This is a genomic window from Streptomyces sp. NPDC047917 (assembly GCF_043204345.1).
Classification (GTDB): Bacteria; Actinomycetota; Actinomycetes; order Streptomycetales; family Streptomycetaceae; genus Streptomyces; species Streptomyces sanglieri.
This window is the reverse complement of sequence record NZ_JBIDCA010000012.1, coordinates 307,682-327,772: the sequence shown is the minus strand read 5'-3', so window position 1 is coordinate 327,772 and position 20,091 is coordinate 307,682. Positions and strand designations below refer to the sequence as shown.

The window sequence follows — 20,091 nt, the reverse complement described above, 5'->3', positions numbered from 1 at the left end:
CATTCTGCTCGGTGGCGGTTACTTCACGAGGTCGGCCCGGAGGTCGTCGAGGACCAGGTCCGCGGCCGTGACACCGAGGCCGAGGTACCAGGTCTCGTCGGAGACGTTCTTGGCCCGGCCCTCCTTGACGGCCTTGAGGTTCTTCCACAGCGGGTTGGCCTGGGTGGTGTCCCGCTTGGTGGCCTTCACGTCGCCGTAGACACCGGTGAAGATCCAGTCGGCGTCGGCCTCGTCGATCTTCTCCGGGCTGATCTCCACGGCGAGGTCGTCGATCTGCTGGTTCTTGGGCCGCGGCAGACCGGCGTCGTCGAGGATCGTGCCGATGAAGGACGCCTTGGCGTAGAGGCGGATGCGGTCCGGCAGGTAGCGGACCATGGAGATGGTCGGCTTGTCCGGGCCGATGTCCTCGCCGAGCTTCTTCGCCTTCGCCTCGTAGGCGCCGAGCTCGCTCTCGGCCTTGGCGGTCCTGTCCAGCGCCGCGGCGTTGAGGAGGTAGTTCTCCTTCCAGGTGAAGCCCGGGCGGATGGAGAACACGGTCGGCGCGATCTTGGAGAGCGCGTCGTACTTGTCGGCGGCGCGCAGCTGGCTGCCGAGGATCAGGTCGGGCTTCAGGCCGGCGATCGCCTCAAGGTTGAGGTTGTTGATCGTGCCGACGTTCTTCGGGTTGCCCGCGTCCTTCTTCAGGTACGAGGGGATGGCCGCGTCGCCCTCGGAGGGGGCGTAGCCGACCGGCTTCACACCCAGCGACACGACGTTGTCGAACTCGCCGACGTCCAGCACGACGACGCGCTTGGGGGCGGACTTGAGCTCCGTCCTGCCCATGGCGTGGGTGAGGGTCCGGGGGAACTGGCCCGCCTTGGCGTCCGTCCCGTACGCCGCCGTCTTCTTCGCGGCGTCGCCGAAGTCCTTGCCGCCCGTGGCGACGGCGGCCTTCTTGTCGCCGCCCTCCGACTTGGCCGAACCACCCGACTTGCCGTCGTCGCTCCCGCAGGCCGAGAGGGAGAGGGCGGCGGCCACCGCCAGGCCGACTGCGGCGGTACCGCGGCGACGAAGGGACATCACTTGCTCCATGGGTAAGGGTCACACAGGTATTGCTTAGGGCTGCCTAACCTTACGCACCCGCCTCGCGCCCAGCACAGCCACCCCCTCCTTCTCAGGAGAATCCGGGCATCGCCACCCTTATGTGTGAAGAGGCGGGTCTCGTGTTGTTCGGCAGGAAGTGCGAAAACTACCTTCGGTTGCCGGAGGTGACCAGTCCATGACTGTCTGTGCCATCGAGAACGAGACCGCGGAGGTGTCCGGGGCCTCCCCGGACGCCGAGGGCGCCGGGAACACCGGAGAAACGGTCCTGGAGGACGGCTCGCCGGACGAGCCGCCGGAAGGCCCCGGCGGACCGGGCGGCGCGCCCCCGGGGACGTCTCCCGCCGCGCTCGCCGGATCGCCTCCCGTCGCGCCCGCGTTCACGCTCTCCGCGGACGGCTCGTACGCGGCCCGGCTCGCGCTCGCGCAGGTGACGGCGGACCCGTCCGGTGGTGCCGCCGGGGCGGGCGAGGCGTGGTTCGTGGAGCGCTGGACGCTCGACGGGCACGAGCCGTACGCCGTGCCGCTCCCCCTGGACCAGCCGGAGGAGCCGGACTCCGAGGTGCTGCCGCTGGCCGACGGGCGGGTGCTGATCCGGCGCCGGGTGGCGGACCGGCACGCGGTGTCGCTGCTCTATCCGACCGGCCCGGGGACCGGCGAACTCCCGCTCGGGGCCGTCGAATGCGCGGAGCTGGCCCTGCTGCCGCCGTCGCCGGACGGCGTGAGCGCGTATGCGCTGTCGGCCGGTCCGCGCGCCAGCTCCGTCTGGCTGGTGGCGGGCGGCGCCTTCGGACCCGAGCTGGTCGCGGAGGTTCCGGGGCGCTGCTCCGGCGGTGTCTGGCTGGACCGGGCGGGCCGGATGCTGGCCCTGGACCGGGAGATGCCGGGCGGCGGCCCGGTCAAGGCGGTCGCCGTGGACCTGGAGCGCGGCGGCGAGGTGACGCCGCTGCTGCAGATCGCCCCGGACAGCAACGACCGGCTGCTGCTCGCCGACCCGGACAGCGGGCTGCTGCTGATCCGTTCGAACGCGCCGGGGCACGACCGGCTGGGGTGGGGGGTGCTCGGCAGCTGCCTGCCGGTGCGCTTCCCGGAGTGCCTGCGCCCGGCCGATGTGGCGGTGACGCCGTTCGCCGTGCAGCCGGGCCAGATGCTGATGCCGGAGAGCTGCGCGGTGGCGCTGCGGATCGACGGCTCGGCGGGCAGCTGGGTCGGGGTGTGGCGTCCGGCCGGACGCCGGCTGCATCAACGCGCCGCGCCCGCGGGGTGGCGGGCCGGACGCGGCGTGTGGACCCGGGACGGTGTGCTCAGACTCCCGTACGCCGACGGGGCCGTGGCGTGCGGTGTGGCCCTGCTGGAGGCACCGGCGGACGAGGTACCCGGCGCGTGGTCCTCGTCGGGATGCGGCGCGGGAAGCGGTATGCAACCGTCCGGCGGCGCCGTACCTCTACCCCTGTGCAAGCCGGTTCCACTGGGGCAGGCGCCTCTCACGGGGCGCATGGTGCCTGGTTAAAATCTGGGTCCGGGCCACGCAGTCGTGTCCGACGGTCGCCGGCGGTGACCGTGCGGGGGCGCGGCCGGCGTGATCGGCCCCGGGACACACATGCAAGCGATCACAACGGGGTGACTTCCCATCATGTCTGAAGCCCGAACCGACCCGACCCAGACGCGTCCGCAGGACGACGGCCGGGCCGAAGCCGGCGGCTACGGAAAGCACCGAGGGGGTGAGTCGATGGACGACACGTCTGCACAGCCGCACGGCCGCCACCGCCGCCCCTCCGAGGTGGACAGCCGGGCGGCCTGACCGCGCGGAACGGAGACGAACGAGGGACGGGTGGGCCCCGGCGGCCGGACGGCTGCCGGGGCCCACCCGTTTCCCCGATGCGGTGGTCAGCCCCGCTTCAGGCCGAGCACCTCGGCCGCGGCGAAGGTCTCGTTCGGCGGGCGGTCCTCGTAGTACGGCGAGATCAGCTCGTCGAGTTCACCGAAGGAGAACGTCTCCTTCGACGAGTCGAACTTCGCCGCCACCCTGGGGCGTTCGACGATCGCGACCATCCCGCCGTGCACCACGAGCAGCTGCCCGTTGACCTTGGCGGCGGCCGGGGAGGCCAGATAGCCGACCAGCGGCGCGACATGCTCGGGAGCGAGCGCGTCGAGCCGGCCGTCCGCCGGTTCCTGGAAGCCCGCGAAGACGTCCTCGGTCATCCGGGTGCGGGCCCGCGGGCAGATGACGTTGGCGGTGACGCCGTACCTGGCCAGGGCCAGGGCCGTGGAGGTGGTGAGGCCGACGATGCCGCCCTTGGCCGCCGCGTAGTTCGGCTGGCCCGCCGAACCGGCCAGGAACGCCTCCGACGAGGTGTTGACGATCCGTCCGTGCACCGGGCCGCCGGACTCCTTGGAGCGGGTGCGCCAGTGCGCGGCGGCGAAGTGCGTGGTGTTGAAGTGACCCTTGAGATGGACCCTGATGACCGAGTCCCACTCGTCCTCGGTCATCGAGAAGATCATCCGGTCGCGCAGGATGCCCGCGTTGTTGACCAGGATGTCGAGCTTTCCGTAGGTGTCGACGGCCAGCTCCACCAGGGCGCGGGCCTGTTCGTGGTCGGAGACGTCGCCGAGGTGCGCGACTGCCCGGCCGCCCGCGGCCCGGATCTCCTCGGCGACCTCCTCGGCGGGCGTCGCGGACGCCTCGCCGGAGCCGTCGCGGCCCGGCTGCCCGTAGTCGTTGACGACCACGGCCGCGCCCAGCCCCGCCAGTTCCAGCGCTTCGGCGCGTCCGAGGCCGCGGCCCGCGCCGGTGACGATCGCGGACATGCCGTCCAGGGGAAGTGACATCGGAATCTCTCCAGTCCTCTCGGGAGGGGCGGGTCGGGGATCAGAGCTCGACGCAGGTGCGCAGCGACTCACCGGTCCGCATCTGGTCGAGCGCGTCGTTGATCCCGTCGAGCCGCACCCGGTGGGTGATCATCGATTCGAGGTCGATCCGGCCGGCCCGCCAGAGCGCGATGGCCCGTTCGTACGAGCGGAGCACGTCGCCTCCCCCGTACATGGAGGGCAGGATCCGCTTCTCGTCGAAGAACAGCTCGAACATGTTGACCTGGAAGTTGTCGTCCATGGCGCCCGCGCCGACGATGCACAGGGTGCCGCCGCGCCGGGTGTTCTCGTACGCCGTGCGGGCGGTGGCCGACTTGCCGACGACCTCGAAGACGTAGTCGAAGCCCTCGCCCGCGGTGACCCGCTGTTTGGCGTCGGCGAACTCGTCGGGCGACACCGCCTCGGTCGCGCCGAACCGCAGCGCCGCCTCGCGCCGGGAGGCGACCGGGTCCACGGCCACGATCTGGGCGGCGCCCTGCACCCGGGCGCCCTGGATGGTGGAGATGCCGACGCCGCCGCAGCCGATCACGGCGACCGACGAACCGGCCTCCACCTTCGCGGTGTTGATCGCGGCGCCGAGCCCGGTGGTCACCCCGCAGCCGATCAGCGCGGCGATCTCGAACGGCACGTCGTCGGGGATCGGCACCGCGCAGCCCGCGCCGACGACGACCTCCTCGGTGAAGGTGCCGGTGCCCGCGAAGCCGAACACATCGCCGCCGGGGCGCTTGAAGTTGGGGGTGCCCGCGTTCATGAAGCCGGCCAGGCAGAGCTGGGTCTGGCCCCGTTTGCAGGACGGGCACGTCCCGCAGGCGGGCAGCCAGCAGACCAGCACCCGGTCCCCGGCGCTCAGTCCGGTGACGCCGTCGCCGACGTCCATGACCTCGCCGGCCCCCTCGTGGCCCGGGATGAACGGGGCGGGCTGCGGCAGCACCCCGCTCATCGCGGAGACATCGGAGTGGCACAGTCCGGTGGCCCGGATGCGGAGCCTGACCTTGCCGGGGCCGAAGCCCACCGCCTCAACGTCGTCGAGTACTTCGAGCTTGTCCTGGCCGATCTCGTGCAGTACGGCTGCGCGCATGGTGCGGCTCCTCTCATGGGCGGGTGGAACGTGGGCCCGCGGGCCTCTTGGAGTCGGTCCGGGGCGGTTCAGGAGTGTTCGACGAAGGTGTCGCCGAGGACGGGCGCGTCGTCCCGCTCCACGGCCTTCACCTCGACCCGTACCTGGTCCCCGGCGGTCCACATCTCGATGCGGAGGGTCTCGCCGGGGAAGACGATCCCGGTGAAACGGGTGCGGCAGGAGCGGATCCGGGTCACATCGCCGCCCAGGACCGTGTCGGTGACGGCCTTGAGCGTCATGCCGTAGGTGCACAGTCCGTGCAGGATCGGCCGGTCGAAGCCGGCCAGCGCGGCGAATTCGGGGTCGGCGTGCAGCGGGTTCCAGTCCCCGGACAGGCGGTAGAGCAGTGCCTGGTCCGGGCGGACGGGCCGCCGCACGATGTGGTCCGGGGCGACCTCGGGGCGGGCGACCCGTTCGGAGGGCCCGCGTTCACCGCCGAAGCCGCCCTCGCCCCGGACGTAGATCTGGGCGTCGTTGGTCCACAGCGGGCCCTCCTCGTCGGCGGCCTCGGTGCGCAGCACCAGCACGGCCGCCTTGCCCTTGTCGTACACCGCGGCGACCTTCGAGGTCTGTACGGCGCTGCCGCTCACCGGGATCGGCCGGTGCACCCGTACGCTCTGCCCGCCGTGCAGGACGGCGGCGAGGTCGATGTCGACGCCGGGCGAGGAGAGTCCGCCGACGACACCCATGCCGGCGCCCGCGACGGTGGCGAAGGAGGGCAGCACCTGGAGCCGGGACTCCAGTGTGTAGCGCAGCTCGTCGGGGCGGGTCGCGGCATCGGCCCGGTCGGGGTCGAAGCCGGCACCGATCCCGAGGTGGTAGAGCTGGACGTCCTTGTGGCCCCAGCTGATCCGGGTGGAGCGGGGTTCGGCGGCGAGAGCCTTTTCGGCATCAATGGGCATGGGAGAGCTGCTCCTTGATGGTGGGAAGACCTCGGCGCGGCCGTCCGCACCGTCGGCCGCACCGAGGTCGCGCGGGACCGGCCACCACGCCCGTTCTAGAACGCGTTCTAGCCGATGAACCCATGTATAACGCAGCACCCAGCAGTTGTGAAGACCGCTGCTGACGCTGCGTCAGATCCAGTCGGCGACCGGCGGCCCGGCCATGACATTTGTCATGGCGAAGTCCGTACACACCTGTCTGCCGGGGCCCGGCCGGCCTCCGTAACGTCATGTCCATGAAACAGACAACGGGGAACGGAGCCGCGGTGGAACTCACCGGGGTGGTCAAGACCTTCGGCCGGGCGGGGCGCAGCGTACGGGCCGTGGACGGGATCGACCTGTCCATCGGCCGCGGCGAGACCGTCGCCCTGCTCGGCCGCAACGGGGCGGGCAAGTCCAGCACCGTCCGGCTGCTGCTCGGCCTCGACCAGCCGGACTCGGGCACGGTCCGGGTGCTGGACCGGGACGCGGAGCACGCGGTGCGGGACGGTCTGGTCGGCGCCATGCTCCAGGACGGGCGGCCCATCCAGCGGGTCACCGTCCGTGAGCTGGTCGACTTCGTCGCCTCGACGTATCCGAAGCCGATGCCGGTCGCCGAGGCACTCGCGCTGGCGGGGGTGAGCGACTACGCGAACCGGCGCGTCGACAAGCTCTCCGGCGGCCAGACCCAGCGCGTCCGCTTCGCCGTGGCGCTGGCCGGCAATCCGGAGCTGATCGTCCTGGACGAGCCGACCGCCGCCCTGGACGTGGAGGCCCGCCGCACGTTCTGGGACTCGATGCGGGCCTACGCCCGGCGCGGCAACACCGTCCTGTTCTCCACCCACTACCTGGAGGAGGCGGACGAGAACGCCGACCGGATCGTCGTCATCGACCGGGGCCGGATCGTCGCGAACGGCACCGCCGACGTGATCCGCGGCTCGGCCGGCCGCGGCCTCGTCTCCTTCGATCTGGCGGGCGGTCCGACGGAGGGCCTGGAGCGGCTGCCCGGAGTGGTCACCGTGGAGGTGTCCGGGGACCGGGCGCAGTTGCACACCGACGACTCGGACGCCACCGTCCGGGAGCTGGCCCGCCTGGACGCGATCCGCGGCCTCCAGGTCTCCCGGATCACACTGGAGGACGCGTTCCTCTCCCTCACCGCACCCACCACGGCACCCGCGTCCGATTCCGAGAGGGAGACCGTCTGATGTTCCGCTACATCGTGCTCGAAATCCGCCGGACCCTGCGAGACGGCTCCTTCCTGATCTTCGGGACCGGTATGCCGGTGCTGATGTACCTGCTCTTCACCAACATCGGCGGCGGCAACGACGTCGACGGCTGGAAGACCGCCTCGATGGTCGGCATGGCCGCGTACGGAGCACTGGGCTCCGCCATGTCGATCGGTACCGGGGTCGCCTCCGACAAGACACTCGGCTGGCTGGAGCAGCTGCGGGTCACCCCGCTCGCGCCCTCTCAGGCGGTCGTCGGCCGGGCGATCAGCGGCTCGGTGACGGTGCTGCCGACGATCGTGACGGTGCTGCTGGCCGGCGGGCTGCTCAACGGGGTGCGGCTGGACGCCTGGCAGTGGATCGCGCTGGCACTGCTGCTGTGGATCGGCGCGCTGCCGTTCACCATGCTCGGCCTCGGCAACGGCTACCGGCTCACCCCGCAGGGCACCGGAGTGGTCAATGTGGCCTGCCTGATGGGCTTCGGGATCGTCGGCGGGCTGTGGTTCCCGCTGGAGCTGCTGCCCGGGTGGCTGCGCTCCATCGGCAGGTTCACCCCGGCCAACCGCTTCGCCGACCTGGGCTGGGCCACCACCGAGGGCCACGCGCCCGGCGCCGGCACCATCGCGGTGCTGTGCGGATGGCTCCTGTTGTTCGGTACGTACGCCGTGATCTCGTACCGTCGGTCCGCGAGGACCGTGTGACAGGAGTGGACATGCCCAGGAACCGTACGGGTACGCCCGGGAGCGGGCGGCCGCGCCGGTGGCGCCGGCGCAAGGGGGACGGCGAGCGGCGCCCGGGCCCGCCCGGCCCTTACGCCCTGCTGCCCTGGCTGCTGATGGGCCTGGGCTCCTTCTCCAACCTCTTCCAGGGCGAGGCGGCCAACCCCTGGCTCGGCGGTCTCGGGTTGCTCGCCTTCAACTCCCTCTACGTCTCCGTGGTGTTCCGCGGCTTCGACCGGAGGAAGCGGGAGAGCCCGGTGTCCTACTGGCTGCTCGGCGCGATGACCGCGGTCACCCTGGCGCTCGCGATCGGCTACGGCGGGAGCTGGCTGCTGTTCTTCCCGCTGCTCTCGCTGGCCTGCGGTGCCATCCTGCGCAACCGGCAGCTGGGGGTCGGCGTGCTCACGCTCGCCGTGGTCGCCACCGCCGTGGCGGTGTGGCGCAGCAACGGCAGCTCGGACCCGTGGACGATCGGTTACGGCACCTTCATCTCGGGCGCGGTGACGGCCGCGATACTCACCCTCGCGGAGACCGTGATGGAGCTGCGCGCCACCCGGCAGGAACTGGCCCGCTCCGCCGTCGAGAAGGAGCGGCTGCGCTTCTCGCGCGATCTGCACGATCTGCTGGGCCACACGCTCTCCGTGATCGTGGTCAAGTCGGAGGCCGCGCGCCGGCTCGCGCCCCGCGACATGGACGCGGCGCTCCTCCAGGTCGCCGACATCGAGTCCGTCGGCCGGCAGGCCCTCACCGAGATCCGTGAGGCGGTCACCGGCTACCGGGAGGGCAGCCTGGCCACCGAACTGGACCGGGCCCGCTCGGCGCTGACCGCCGCCGGGATCGAGCCGGTGGTCCGCCGCTCGGGCCCACCGCTCGCCCCGCAGACCGAGGCCCTGCTGGGCTGGGTGGTACGGGAGGCCGTCACCAACGTCGTACGCCACTCCCACGCGACCACCTGCTCGTTCGTGCTCGACGGCACGGCCGAACGGGTCCGGCTGACGGTCACCGACGACGGCAGCGGCCCGAACGGGGACGCCCCGGCCACACCCGGCATCGGCGGCACCGGGCTGACCGGGCTCACCGAGCGCCTGGCCGCGTCGGGAGGCAGCCTCCGGGCGGGCCCGGCACCCGGGCGCGGCTTCGTGGTCACGGCGGAGCTGCCGGTGGACGGACCGGGCCCGTCGGACGAGGAGACCGGGACGCCGCAGGACGACCGGCCGGTCCGGATGCCGGGGTCCGGGTGCGGGGGTGATGACGCCGGGGTCTGAACGCGGGGACCGTGGTGCCGGGGGCCGGGTGCGCGGACCCCGGTGCCGGGACCGTGGTGCCGGGGTCATGAGTGGGCAGGGACCGGCGGCGGGGTCTGTTCCCGAAGCCGGGACCGGGGCATGATCGCTCCTCGTGACGAACGACTCGGACACCATCTGCCCCCGGTGCGACGCGGTGCTGACGACACCGGACGACCGGTTCAGCACCTGGTGCGCGGCCTGCGACTGGAACGTCGATCCGCTCGGCCCGGTCGGCACACCCAGGGGCCGGGCCCGTGAACTGGCCCGCCACGAAAGCGTGTTCCGCCGGGCAGCGGCCGACGGACCGGATGTCTCGCGCCCGAGTGCCGCCGCGTACGGGGCACTGGTGCTCGCCACCGCCGTCAATCTGACCACCGCGGCCCTGGTGGTCACGGGGGCGTGGCTGCTGGTCACCGGAACCCTTCCGCAACGGATCCTGGGCGGCGTCGAGCTGCTGGCCGCCGTGCTGCTGTTCCCACGCCCGGCGCGGCCGCCCAAGCACACCGCCGACCGCGCCACCGCACCCGCGCTGCACGCGGCCGTCGGGCGGATCAGCGCCGAACTGGGCGTCCGGCCACCGGAGTCGATCGCCTTCGACGCGGGGTACGGGGCCCACTGGGCAGCCGTCGGACTGCGACGCCGCCGGGTACTCGTCCTGGGGCTGCCGCTCTGGGAAACCCTCACGACGGACCAGCGGCTCGCCCTGCTCGTCGGCGAACTCGCCCACGTGGCGGACGAAGGACGGCCGCGCGCCCGCTGGATCCGGTCGGCCCTGGAGTCGCTCATGGGCTGGGAGGACCTCCTCAAGCCCGATCCCGCGCGGTCGGGCCCGGCGCCGGACCCGCGACACTCCCCCGCGTCCGGCGGGCGGGCGAGCAACATCGCCCATGTCGGCGAGATGCTCGCCCGCCCGCTGCTGGGGCTGCTCGCCCAGGGCGCGCACCTGCTCCACGCGGTGCTGCGCAGGCTGGACGGCCGCTGCGTCGACCAGGCGTACCGGGCGGACCGGGCGGCCGCTCGGATCGCGACGGCCGCCGCGGCGGAGGGACTGCTGCGGGCCCTGCTGCTGGCGGAACCGGCCGGCCTCGCGCTGGAGCGCCTCGCCCGGCGCGGCGACGACCTGTGGGGGGCGTTGCGCGACCACCTCGCGTCGGTACCGGACAGCGAACAGGCGCGTCGGCTCCGCCTTTCGGAGCTCCGGGGCGACGCGTCCGGCAGCGGGTACCCGCCCACCTGCTGGCGCATCCGGTTCGTCCGTACGCTCCCCCGCTCGGAGCCGGCCGTCACGGTGACCGGCGCCGAGGCCCGGGCGATCGATCTGGAACTGGCCGCCATCCGGTCGTCGATCGCCCGGGAATGCCGCGAGAACCCGTAGCGGGGCGGGCAGTTCTCCGGGCGGTGCACCGCGCGCCCCAAGGGCTGTCCCGCAATTCCTGGTGGAACAGCGCGCGGCGTCGGATGCGGTGCGTCGCAAGGCGGAGGGGCGCCCGAATACTGGATGTATCCGGGCGTTCCGACAACGCGGCGAGGTGCCGTGGCTGTCGTCGTGCGCCCGCCAGGAATTGCGGGACAGCCCTTAGTCTGTTCCCCGTGAACGAGATGCCGCAGGACCACCGCCCCGCCAAGTCCGTGCGCGTCCTGCTCGCCGAGGACCAGGGCATGATGCGCGGGGCGCTGGCGCTGCTGCTCGGTCTGGAGCCGGACATCGAGGTCGTGGCGCAGGTGGCCGCCGGGGACGAGATCGTGGACGCGGCGCTGCTGTGCCGGCCCGATGTGGCGCTGCTGGACATCGAACTCCCGGGCCGCAGTGGGCTGGACGCCGCCGCCGATCTGCGTGAGCAGGTGCCGGACTGCCGGGTGCTGATCCTCACCACCTTCGGCCGCCCCGGCTATCTGCGCCGGGCGATGGAGGCCGGGGCGGCGGGGTTCCTGGTCAAGGACGGCCCGGTCGAGGAGCTGGCCGACGCGGTGCGCCGGGTGCTGGGCGGTGAGACGGTGATCGATCCGGCGCTGGCCGCCGCCGCGCTCAGTGCCGGGCCCAGCCCGCTGACCGCGCGGGAGCGGGACGCGCTGAACGCCTCGGTGGACGGGGCCACGGTCGCCGACATCGCGGCGAAGCTGCATCTGTCCGAGTCGACGGTGCGCAACTACCTGTCGGCGGCGATCGGCAAGACGGGCACGCGCAACCGGATGGAGGCGGTTCGGGCGGCGCGGCAGCAGGGGTGGCTCTGAGGGCTGTCCGGCGTCTCAGCGCGGGTCCGGCCGGTGGCGGGGCAGCCAGAGCGCCATCAGCAGCAGTCCGCCCAGCAGTACCGTGCCGGCCGTCCGGAAGGCAAGGGCGAAGCCGGCCGTGAGCTCCTCCGCTCCGGTGCCGCCCGCGGTGCGGGCCGCCGCGACGGTGGAGAGCGCGGCAAGACCGAGCGCACCGCCCATCGTGCGGGACGTGCCGATGAGGCCGGAGACGAGCCCGGCCTCCCCGGGAGCCGCGCCCGCGATGGCCAGCGAGGCGAGCGGAGTGGCCGCCAGTCCGGTACCGGCCATCATCAGGACGCCGGGCAGACAGACCGAGGTGAGGTACGAACCGTCGGCGCCCATCGTGGACTGCCAGCCGAAGCCCGCGGCGGCGATCACCGTACCGATGAGCGCCAGGTTCTTCGCGCCGGTCACGGCCATCACCCGGGGCGCGCACTTCGAGCCGAGGACGACGGCCAACGACGTGGGCATCAGGGCGAGTCCGGCCTCCAGCGGGGTGTAGCCCAGCACGGCCTGGGCGTACACGGTCATGAAGTACCACATGGAGAACGTCGCCGAACCGATCACGAACGTCGCCGCGTTGGCCGATGTCACCGCCCGCGCCCCGAGCACCCGGAGCGGCATCAGCGGCTCCGCCGTCCGGGCCTCCACCGCCACGAAGACGCCCAGCAGGGCCACCCCGCCGAGCAGCGGCGCCAGGGTCGCCGTCGCGGTCCACCCCGACTCCTCGGTCTGCACGATGCCGTACGCGACGGAGGCGAGGCCCGCCGTGACGAGTACCGCGCCCAGCAGGTCGATCCGCTGCCGGACCCCGGTCCGGCCCTCCACGAGCCGGACCGCGGCGCCGGCCAGGACGAGCGCCCCGATCGGCACGTTGATCAGCAGGACCCAGCGCCAGGAGAGCAGATCGGTGAGCACGCCGCCGATCAGCCCGCCGGCCGCGCCGCCGCCCGCGCCGACGGCCATCCAGGTGCCTATCGCCTTCGTCCTGGCCGGGCCCTCGGGGACGGCGGCGGTGAGCAGGGTCAGGGTGGCCGGGGCGAGCACGGCGGCCCCGAGACCCTGCGCGGCGCGGGCGGCGAGCAGTTGCCAGCCCTCCTGGGCGAGGCCGCCGGCCAGGGAGGCGGCGGTGAACAGGCCGAGGCCCGTGAGGAACATCCGCTTGCGGCCGTAGATGTCCGCGGCGCGTCCACCGAGGAGCATGAAGCCGGCGAACGCGATCGAGTAGGCGTTGAGCACCCACTGGAGTCCGCCGGAGCTCATCCCGAGGTCGGAACGCATGGACGGCAGGGCGACGTTGACGACGGAGACGTCGAGCACGACGAGGAACTGACCGACACAGGCGGCGAGCACCGCCGCCCAGGCGGGAGTACGGGTCCGCTCCAGCGGCGGCACAGGCGTCCTGACATCAACCATGGCCGTCATACTCACACCCGTACCGCGCTCCGTACATCGGTATTCGGTCCTACCGCCGCAGCAGCGTCACCACCGCCGCCCCGCCGAGCCCGATGTTGTGGCTCAGGCCGACCCGGGCGTCCGGCACCTGCCTGGGCCCCGCCTCGCCCCGCAGCTGCCAGGTCAGTTCGGCGGCCTGGGCGATTCCGGTGGCGCCGAGCGGGTGGCCCTTGGAGATCAGCCCGCCGGACGGGTTGACCACCCAGCGGCCGCCGTACGTGGTGGCGCCGGACTCGACGAGTTTCCCGGACTCGCCCTCGCCGCACAGCCCGAGCGCCTCGTAGGTGAGGAGTTCGTTGATGGAGAAGCAGTCGTGCAGTTCGATGACGTCCAGGTCGGCGGCACCGAGCCCCGACGCCTCGTAGACCTGGCGGGCGGCGGCCTGCGACATCGGCCGGCCCACGGCGTCGATGCAGGTCCCCGACGCGAAGGAGTCTCCGGTGTCGGTGGTCATGGCCTGGGCGACGATCTCGACCGCCCGGTCGCCCAGGCCGTGGCTCTCGACGAAGCGTTCCGACACCACGACGGCGGCGGCCGCGCCGTCGGAGGTGGGCGAGCACTGGAGCTTGGTCAGGGGGCGGTGGATGGTCTTGGCGGCGAGTATCTCCTCGACCGTGTACGGGTCCTGGAACTGGGCGTACGGATTGTTCACCGAGTGCCGGTGGTTCTTGGCGCCGACCGCCGCGAGCTGCGCCTCGGTCGTCCCGTACCGCTCCATGTGCTCGCGGGCCGCGTTGCCGAAGATCTGGGCGGTGGGCGGACTCATCTCGAATCCGTGGGCGGCGGCCATGACCCCGTAGTGCCGGGCGACGGGCGAGGTCTTGAAGTCGGCGGCACCGCCGTCCGCGCCGCCGCCGCCGAGCGCGCCGCGCGTCATCTTCTCGAAGCCGAGCGCGAGTACGCAGTCGCTGCCGCCGCCCTCGACGAACTGCCGGGCCATCATCAGGGCGGTGGAGCCGGTGGCGCAGTTGTTGTTGACGTTGTAGACGGGCACTCCGGTCAGGCCGAGTCCGTAGACGGCGCGCTGGCCGGCGGTGGACGGCTGGAAGCAGTAGCCGACGGCGGCCTGCTGGATCTGTTCGTACGCGATCCCGGCGTCGTCGAGCGCCGCCGTGCCCGCCTCCTTCGCCATGTCCCAGTACTGCCAGTCACGGGTCTCGGGCTTCTCGAACTTCGTCATTCCGACGCCGACGACGTACGCCTTCATGAGCTTCATGGGCTTCGCGTGCTGTACCGGTTTCGGCTGTGCGGGCTTCATGGGAGGTCCCTTCAATCGCGCGGGAGGCCGAGGATGCGCTCGGCCACGACATTGAGCTGAACCTGGGTGGTGCCGCCCGCGATGGTCAGGCAGCGGGACATCAGGAAGCCGTGCAGGGCCCGTTCCCCCGGCCCCTCGCCGGCCGCGCCCGCCGGGCCGAGGAGTTCGAGGGCGAGTTCGGCGACCTTCTGCTGATGGGTGGTCTGGACGAGCTTGCGGACGGAGGCGCCCGCGCCGGGTTCGAGCCCGGAGACCTGCTGCATCGTGGTGCGCAGCCCGATGCAGCCCAGCGCGTGGGCCTCGGCGGCGAGTGCTCCGACACGGGCCCGGCAGGCGCCGTCGAGTTCGCCGGAGCGGGCGATCAGCGCTTCCAGGCCGGTGTCGAAGGTCATCTGGTCGGCCATGTGGACGCGTTCGTTGCCCAGGGTGTTGCGGGCGACCTTCCAGCCGCCGTCGGGCTCGCCGACGACGGCGTCGGCGGGGAGCAGGACGTCGTCGAAGTACACCTCGTTGAAAAGGGCGTCGCCGGTGATCTCCTTCAGCGGCCGGATGTCGATGCCCGGGGTGTTCTTCATGTCGACGAGGAAGTAGCCGATGCCCTGGTGCTTGGGGGCGTCGGGGTCGGTCCGGGCGAGCAGGATCCCGTGGTCGGCCCACTGGGCGGCGCTCGTCCACACCTTCTGTCCGTTGATCCGCCAGCCCTCGTCGGTCCGTTCCGCCTTCGTGCGGAGCGAGGCGAGGTCGGATCCCGCGTCGGGCTCGGAGAAGAGCTGGCACCAAAGGAGTTCGCCGCGCAGGGTGGGCAGCAGATAGCGCTCCTGCTGCTGCGGCGTGCCGTGGGCGAGGAGCGAGGGCACCACCCAGGTGGCGATCCCCAGGTCGCTCAGCTTCACCCCTTGTTCCTTCAACTCCTGCTGTATGACGAGCTGTTGTACGGGCCCGGCGCCCAGGCCGTAGGGGGCCGGGAGGTACGGGGCGGCGTAGCCGGTCGGCGCGAGGGCGCGGCGGGCCTCCTTCGGGGCGAGGCCGCGGGCGGCGGCGACGGCCTCGCGGGCACCGGCCCGGTGGGCGTCGGCCGCGGCGGGGAGTTCGAGGGCGAGTGAGCGGCGGGCGCCGCCCTCGGCCAGCCGGACGGCCCGCAGCCGGTGGCCGTCGCCGGTCCCCAGCAGCTGGCGGGCCACCAGGGCCCGGCGCAGATACAGATGGGCGTCGTGCTCCCAGGTGAAGCCGATGCCGCCGAGGATCTGGACGCAGTCCTTGGCGCAGCCGTACGCGGCGTCGAGGGCGTCCGAGGCGGCGAGGGCGGCGACCATGGACCGTACGTCCGGGTCCGTCTCCTCGTCGGCGGCGCGGGCCGCGTCCCACACCAGCGCACGGGCCCGCTCGACCCTCACCAGCATGTCGGCGCAGAGGTGCTTGACGCCCTGGAACTGTCCGATGGGGCGGCCGAACTGTTCGCGTACCTTGGCGTGTTCGGCTGCGGTGTGCAGCGCCCTGGCGGCCGTTCCGCAGGCCTCCGCGGCGAGGAGGACGGCGGCGAGGTCGCGGACGCGGGTGGTGTCGGTCCGTACGAGGCGGCCGGCGGGGACGAGTACACCCTCGGCGTGGACCTCGGCGGTGGGCCGGGTCGGGTCGGCGCCGCGGTGCGGGCGGGCGGTCAGCCCCGCGGTGGCGGAGTCGACGGCGAACCAGAGGGTGCCGGTGGCCGATTCGGCGGGCAGGAGCAGCAGGTCGGCCTCGGCGCCGGAGAGGACGGGCGGTGCCGTGCCGTCGAGCAGATGGCCGTCCTCGTGCTCGACGGCGGTGAGGCTGCCGGGGCCGAGGGCCACCGCGCCGATCCGCGTACCGGCCGCGAGGTCGCGCACCAGAGCGTCCGGGCCCGCCGTGTGCAGCACGGCGGAGGCCAGGACGCTCGGCAGGTACGGGCCGGGCAGCGGGGCCCGGCCGGCCTCTTCGAGGACCACGGCCAGATCGAGGAGCCGGCCACCCCCGCCCCCGTGCTCCTCGGGCAGATGGATGGCGAGCAGGCCCTGTTCCGCGAGCCCGTCCCAGTATCCGGGGCGCACGCCGGGGGCGGTCGAGGCGTCCGCGTCCAGGAGTGCGCGGATCTCCTTCGGCGGGACGGCGCGCGCCAGCCAGCCGCGTACGGCCTGTGCCAACTCCCTGTGTTCTTCGGTGATTCCGATGCCCATGCGGATCCTCGCCGGTCGCAGCCACTGGAACGGCGCAAGAGTAGAACACGTTCCATTCTGACGGAAGGTCAGATGACGTTCGGATCTCCGCGCGCTCCGGTCCGAGTGCGCCGTCGTGCCCCGTTCGCGGCGCGTTCACCGGAATACCGCGGGCACCTGGAAGGTTTCACGCTGCACACACTTGGCGGTGCGGGCGCTGCCCGCCCGCACCGCCCGCACGCCTCTTCCGACCCTCGATCACGCCGCCCGGAGGCCGCACGTATGCCACAGACGACGAACGAACAGCACGCCGGGGAACTCCCGGATCCCCGGCCGCGCAAGGCGGGCGGCGGCGGGGTCGTCCCCGTGCTCGCCTTCGCGGGTATCACCGTCGCGGTGATGCAGACCCTGCTCGTCCCCGTCATCAAGGACCTGCCCGTCCTGCTGCACACCGACCCGTCGAACGCCACCTGGGTGATGACCGCGACGCTGCTCGCGGGTGCCGTCGCCACCCCGATCATGGGGCGGCTCGGCGACCTCTACGGCAAGCGGAAGATGCTGCTCGCCAGTCTCGCCGTGATGGTCGTCGGCTCATTGATATGCGCCTCCACCGACGATCTCGTGGTCATGATCGTGGGCCGCGCGCTCCAGGGCTTCGCCATGGGCGCCATCCCGCTGGGCATCGGCATCATGCGCGACGAGCTGCCGCGTGAGCGGCTCGGCTCGGCGATGGCGCTGATGAGTTCCTCGATCGGGGTCGGCGGCGGCCTGGCGCTGCCCGCCGCAGCGCTGATCGCCCAGCACTTCGACTGGCACACCCTGTTCCTCGGCGCGGCCGGTCTGGGCGTGCTGGCGATGGCGCTCACGGTCGTGGCCGTGCCGGAGCCCGCGCTGCGCGCGCCCGGCCGGTTCGACCTCGCCGGCGCACTGGGCCTGTCGCTCGGACTGGTCTGCCTGCTGCTGCCCATCACCAAGGGCAGCGACTGGGGCTGGGCCTCGGGCCGCACCCTCGGACTGATCGGCGCCGCGCTGGTGATCCTGGTCCTGTGGGGCCTGTTCGAGCTGCGCAGCCCGGCCCCGCTGGTCGATCTGCGGACCACGGCCCGGCGCGAGGTGCTGCTCACCAACCTCGCCTCGATCATGGTCGGGGTCGCCTTCTACGCCGTCTCGCTGGTCCTGCCGCAGCTGCTCCAGCTGCCCACGTCCACGGGATACGGACTCGGGCAGTCGATGGTGGTCGCGGGGCTGTGCGTGGCGCCGCTCGGCCTGACGATGATGTTCGTCGCCCCGCTGTACGCCCGGCTGTCCGCCCGCCGGGGCCCCAAGGTCTCGCTGATGCTCGGCATGCTGGTCATCGCGATCGGTTACGGGGCGGGGCAGGGGCTGATGAGCGCCGCCTGGCAGACCGTAGTGATCGCGGTGGTGCTCGGGGCCGGCATCGGGCTCGCGTACTCCTCGCTGCCCGCACTGATCATCGGGGCCGTCGACCCGTCCGAGACCGGTGCGGCCAACGGCCTGAACACCCTGATGCGGTCGATCGGCACGTCGGTGTCGAGCGCGGTGATCGGCATGGTGCTGGCGAACACCTCGGTGCGCACCGGCGGGGCCGCGCTGCCCTCGATGGAGGGGTTCCGCATCTCGTTCCTGATCGCGACGGGTGCGGTGCTGATCGGGCTGGTGCTGGCCTCGTTCCTGCCGTCGCAGCGCGAGTCGATGCGCCCGGCGCTGCTGGCGAGCAGCGACGAGGACGCCCCGGCGCCCACCGTCTCCCGCCCGGTCGCCGGCTCGGGCGGCTTCCGCGGCCGGGTGCTGGACGCGGACGGTGCCCCGGTGGCCCGCGCCAATGTCACGCTGATCGACCACCGGGGCCGACAGGCCGGTCTCACCGTGGCCGACGGGGACGGCCACTACGCGCTGGCCGCCCCGCACGGCGGCAGCTTCGTACTGGCGGGGTCGGCCGCCGGGTACGCGCCGAGCGCCTGCCCGGCCGCGTACCCGGGCGACGGCCTGCCGGTCGACACGGATCTGGTGCTGGGTGTCAGCGCACCGGAGCGTCGAACCGCGGTGTCGTCGTGAGCAGATGAGAGACGTCCGACCCCACCGGGAGTTCCTGCGGCTGCGCGCCGCGGGTGAACAGCCGGGCGGGGCGGGCGCCCTGCACCCGGGCCTGGCGCCCCTCGACCCGCAGCCACGATCCCTCGCGCAGGCCGAGCACCGGCACGTCGTTCTCCTCCAGGAATTCGGTGAGCCGCTCCTCGCGGGTCTCGCCCTTGTGGGTGCTGGCCGGGTCCGAGTCCAGATAGTGCGGGTTGATCTGGAACGGGACGAGGCCGAGCGTCTCGAAGGACGGCGGCTGCACGATGGGCATGTCGTTGGTGGTGCGCAGGGTGGGCGCCGCCATGTTCGTCCCGGCGCTGGCCCCCATGTACGGCAGTCCACCGCGCACCGCCTCGGTCACGGCGTCCCGCAGACCGGTCCGGTACAGGGCGCTGAGCAGCCGGAAGGAGTTGCCGCCGCCGATGAACACGGCGTCGGACGCGGTGAGTTCGGCGACCGGGTCGGCGTTCTCGTGGACCCCGCGGACGGTGATGCCGCGGGGTTCCAGGGCCTCGCGGACGCGTGCGGTGTAGGCGGTGTAGTCCGCGAGCGCGTAGGGCACGAAGGCCAGCCGGGCCCCGGCGGGCAGGAACGCGGTGACGGTGTCGATGGCGTGTTCCAGATAACCGCGGCCGTGCTGGGTGGAGTTGGAGAGCAGCAGCAGATTCATGGGGTTCCTCTTGGTCCTCTTGACGGTCGTCAGGCGGTACGGGGACGACGGGTGCGGGGCTTCGGGCGCTGCGGAGGGTGGGTGAGCCGCCGCTCCAGCAGCTGGGCCGCGTGGCGCAGTGCGTCGAGCCGGTCGTCCGGCGCTTCCCGGAAGAGTTCCTCGGCGCCGCCCAGGCTGAGGCTGCCGTACGGCTCGCGCCCCAGGAAGACCGGTACGGCGACGGTCGCGATGCCGGTGTCGTACTCGCCGACCGTGAAGGCGTACCCCTGGGCGCGGACCTTGAGGAACTCCTCCTCCAGCCGGTCCGGGTCGGTGACCGTCCGGTCGGTGAAGCGGGCCATCGGGCGGCCCCGGAAGAGCCGGTGGCGCTGCTCGTCGGGCAGATACGCGTAGTACGACTTGCTGGTCGCCCCGGCGTGCGCCGGGTAGAGCTCGCCGACCAGCGGGTAGTAGCGCAGCGGCCCGGCCTCCCCCTCCTCTGCGGCGACGCACCGCATGTGGAAGCTGTCCGGCAGGCAGAACAGGACGGTGTCGCCGGTGACCCGGCGCAGCTCCTCCAGGACCGGCCCGGCCAGCAGCTCCAGCGATCCGGAGCGCTCCCAGAGCCTGCCCAGGCGCAGCACGGCGGGGCCGATGCGGTAGCGGCGGGTGACCGGGTCGGAGACCAGGAAGCCGCGCCCGGCGAGGGTGGCGAGCAGCCGCTGGGCCACCGAGGTGTCCCAGCCGAACTCCTCGGCGACCTCGGTGACGCCCCAGTCGGGCCGGGTCCGCTCGAAGGCGAGCAGCACCAGGAGCGCCCGGTCGACGGTTTGCAGGGCTCCGGCGGGGGTGCGCCGGTCCAGATCGAAGTCCGTCATCGTCATCTCACCATTCAGACCTGAATTGCAAATAACGGGAAACAGTTGCGTTCAACGCTATCCGATCCCGAATGTGGCCTCAGCACCCCGCCCCGCGCATCCCCCGTCGAGCGT

At 72.6% G+C, this 20,091-nt stretch carries 17 protein-coding genes; 8 read left to right on the top strand and 9 right to left on the bottom strand.

Annotated elements, in window-relative coordinates; all coding sequences use genetic code 11:
* Positions 1 to 18: 18 nt before the first annotated feature.
* Complete coding sequence (locus ACGF8B_RS29320; RefSeq protein WP_392744460.1) at positions 19 to 1,059, bottom strand: ABC transporter substrate-binding protein; 1,041 nt, start codon at positions 1,057 to 1,059, stop codon at positions 19 to 21.
* A 199-nt stretch (positions 1,060 to 1,258) separates the two neighbouring features.
* Here ACGF8B_RS29320 and ACGF8B_RS29315 point away from each other — a divergent pair, with 199 nt between their 5' ends.
* Positions 1,259 to 2,590 (top strand): hypothetical protein, encoded by a 1,332-nt coding sequence (locus tag ACGF8B_RS29315; RefSeq protein WP_392744457.1) that lies wholly within the window; start codon positions 1,259 to 1,261, stop codon positions 2,588 to 2,590.
* Positions 2,591 to 2,713: 123 nt separating this feature from the next.
* Positions 2,714 to 2,881: a hypothetical protein gene (locus ACGF8B_RS29310; protein ID WP_392744454.1), complete on the top strand. Its 168-nt coding sequence runs from the start codon at positions 2,714 to 2,716 to the stop codon at positions 2,879 to 2,881.
* An 86-nt stretch (positions 2,882 to 2,967) separates the two neighbouring features.
* On the opposite strand, the gene ACGF8B_RS29305 is transcribed toward ACGF8B_RS29310, so the two are convergent.
* From ACGF8B_RS29305 to ACGF8B_RS29295, 3 genes are all read right to left on the bottom strand, one after another.
* Positions 2,968 to 3,909 (bottom strand): 3-oxoacyl-ACP reductase, encoded by a 942-nt coding sequence (locus ACGF8B_RS29305; RefSeq protein ID WP_392744451.1) that lies wholly within the window; start codon positions 3,907 to 3,909, stop codon positions 2,968 to 2,970.
* A gap of 40 nt (positions 3,910 to 3,949) precedes the next feature.
* Positions 3,950 to 5,026, bottom strand: coding sequence for a Zn-dependent alcohol dehydrogenase (locus ACGF8B_RS29300; protein ID WP_392744448.1), 1,077 nt, complete (start codon positions 5,024 to 5,026; stop codon positions 3,950 to 3,952).
* 68 nt (positions 5,027 to 5,094) lie between these two features.
* Entirely contained in the window at positions 5,095 to 5,967 is an 873-nt protein-coding gene (locus tag ACGF8B_RS29295) for a MaoC/PaaZ C-terminal domain-containing protein (protein WP_392744446.1), read from the bottom strand.
* A gap of 275 nt (positions 5,968 to 6,242) precedes the next feature.
* Here ACGF8B_RS29295 and ACGF8B_RS29290 point away from each other — a divergent pair, with 275 nt between their 5' ends.
* From ACGF8B_RS29290 to ACGF8B_RS29270, 5 genes are all read left to right on the top strand, one after another.
* Positions 6,243 to 7,190, top strand: coding sequence for an ABC transporter ATP-binding protein (locus ACGF8B_RS29290; protein ID WP_392744443.1), 948 nt, complete (start codon positions 6,243 to 6,245; stop codon positions 7,188 to 7,190).
* On the top strand, positions 7,190 to 7,912 hold the full coding sequence (locus ACGF8B_RS29285) for an ABC transporter permease (protein ID WP_392744440.1): 723 nt from the start codon (positions 7,190 to 7,192) through the stop codon (positions 7,910 to 7,912). Before ACGF8B_RS29290 ends, ACGF8B_RS29285 begins: the two co-directional genes overlap by 1 nt.
* An 11-nt stretch (positions 7,913 to 7,923) precedes the next feature.
* Positions 7,924 to 9,195 (top strand): sensor histidine kinase, encoded by a 1,272-nt coding sequence (locus ACGF8B_RS29280; protein ID WP_392744438.1) that lies wholly within the window; start codon positions 7,924 to 7,926, stop codon positions 9,193 to 9,195.
* Positions 9,196 to 9,328: 133 nt separating this feature from the next.
* Positions 9,329 to 10,591, top strand: coding sequence for a M48 family metallopeptidase (locus ACGF8B_RS29275; RefSeq protein WP_392744435.1), 1,263 nt, complete (start codon positions 9,329 to 9,331; stop codon positions 10,589 to 10,591).
* A 224-nt stretch (positions 10,592 to 10,815) separates the two neighbouring features.
* The gene (locus ACGF8B_RS29270) at positions 10,816 to 11,448 is read left to right on the top strand and encodes a response regulator (RefSeq protein ID WP_392744652.1); all 633 of its coding nucleotides are present in this window, start codon (positions 10,816 to 10,818) and stop codon (positions 11,446 to 11,448) included.
* A 15-nt stretch (positions 11,449 to 11,463) separates the two neighbouring features.
* Here ACGF8B_RS29270 and ACGF8B_RS29265 read toward each other — a convergent pair whose 3' ends face one another.
* The 3 genes from ACGF8B_RS29265 to ACGF8B_RS29255 all read right to left on the bottom strand — a co-directional run bounded on the left by ACGF8B_RS29265 (position 11,464) and on the right by ACGF8B_RS29255 (position 16,374).
* Positions 11,464 to 12,894: an MFS transporter gene (locus tag ACGF8B_RS29265; RefSeq protein ID WP_392744432.1), complete on the bottom strand. Its 1,431-nt coding sequence runs from the start codon at positions 12,892 to 12,894 to the stop codon at positions 11,464 to 11,466.
* A gap of 40 nt (positions 12,895 to 12,934) precedes the next feature.
* A complete protein-coding gene (locus ACGF8B_RS29260; RefSeq protein ID WP_392744649.1) occupies positions 12,935 to 14,131 on the bottom strand; it encodes a lipid-transfer protein in 1,197 nt (398 codons plus the stop codon).
* Between the two features lie 62 nt (positions 14,132 to 14,193).
* Complete coding sequence (locus tag ACGF8B_RS29255; RefSeq protein ID WP_392744429.1) at positions 14,194 to 16,374, bottom strand: acyl-CoA dehydrogenase; 2,181 nt, start codon at positions 16,372 to 16,374, stop codon at positions 14,194 to 14,196.
* 261 nt (positions 16,375 to 16,635) lie between these two features.
* Here ACGF8B_RS29255 and ACGF8B_RS29250 point away from each other — a divergent pair, with 261 nt between their 5' ends.
* On the top strand, positions 16,636 to 18,429 hold the full coding sequence (locus ACGF8B_RS29250) for an MFS transporter (RefSeq protein WP_392744426.1): 1,794 nt from the start codon (positions 16,636 to 16,638) through the stop codon (positions 18,427 to 18,429).
* Here the strand turns inward: ACGF8B_RS29250 and pepE are convergent.
* Complete coding sequence (gene pepE / locus ACGF8B_RS29245; protein WP_392744423.1) at positions 18,392 to 19,120, bottom strand: dipeptidase PepE; 729 nt, start codon at positions 19,118 to 19,120, stop codon at positions 18,392 to 18,394. The two genes, ACGF8B_RS29250 and pepE, sit on opposite strands and share 38 nt — an antisense overlap.
* Before the next feature lie 29 nt (positions 19,121 to 19,149).
* Positions 19,150 to 19,977, bottom strand: a complete 828-nt coding sequence (locus ACGF8B_RS29240; protein WP_259933575.1) for an IclR family transcriptional regulator — start codon at positions 19,975 to 19,977, stop codon at positions 19,150 to 19,152.
* Positions 19,978 to 20,091: the final 114 nt, after the last annotated feature.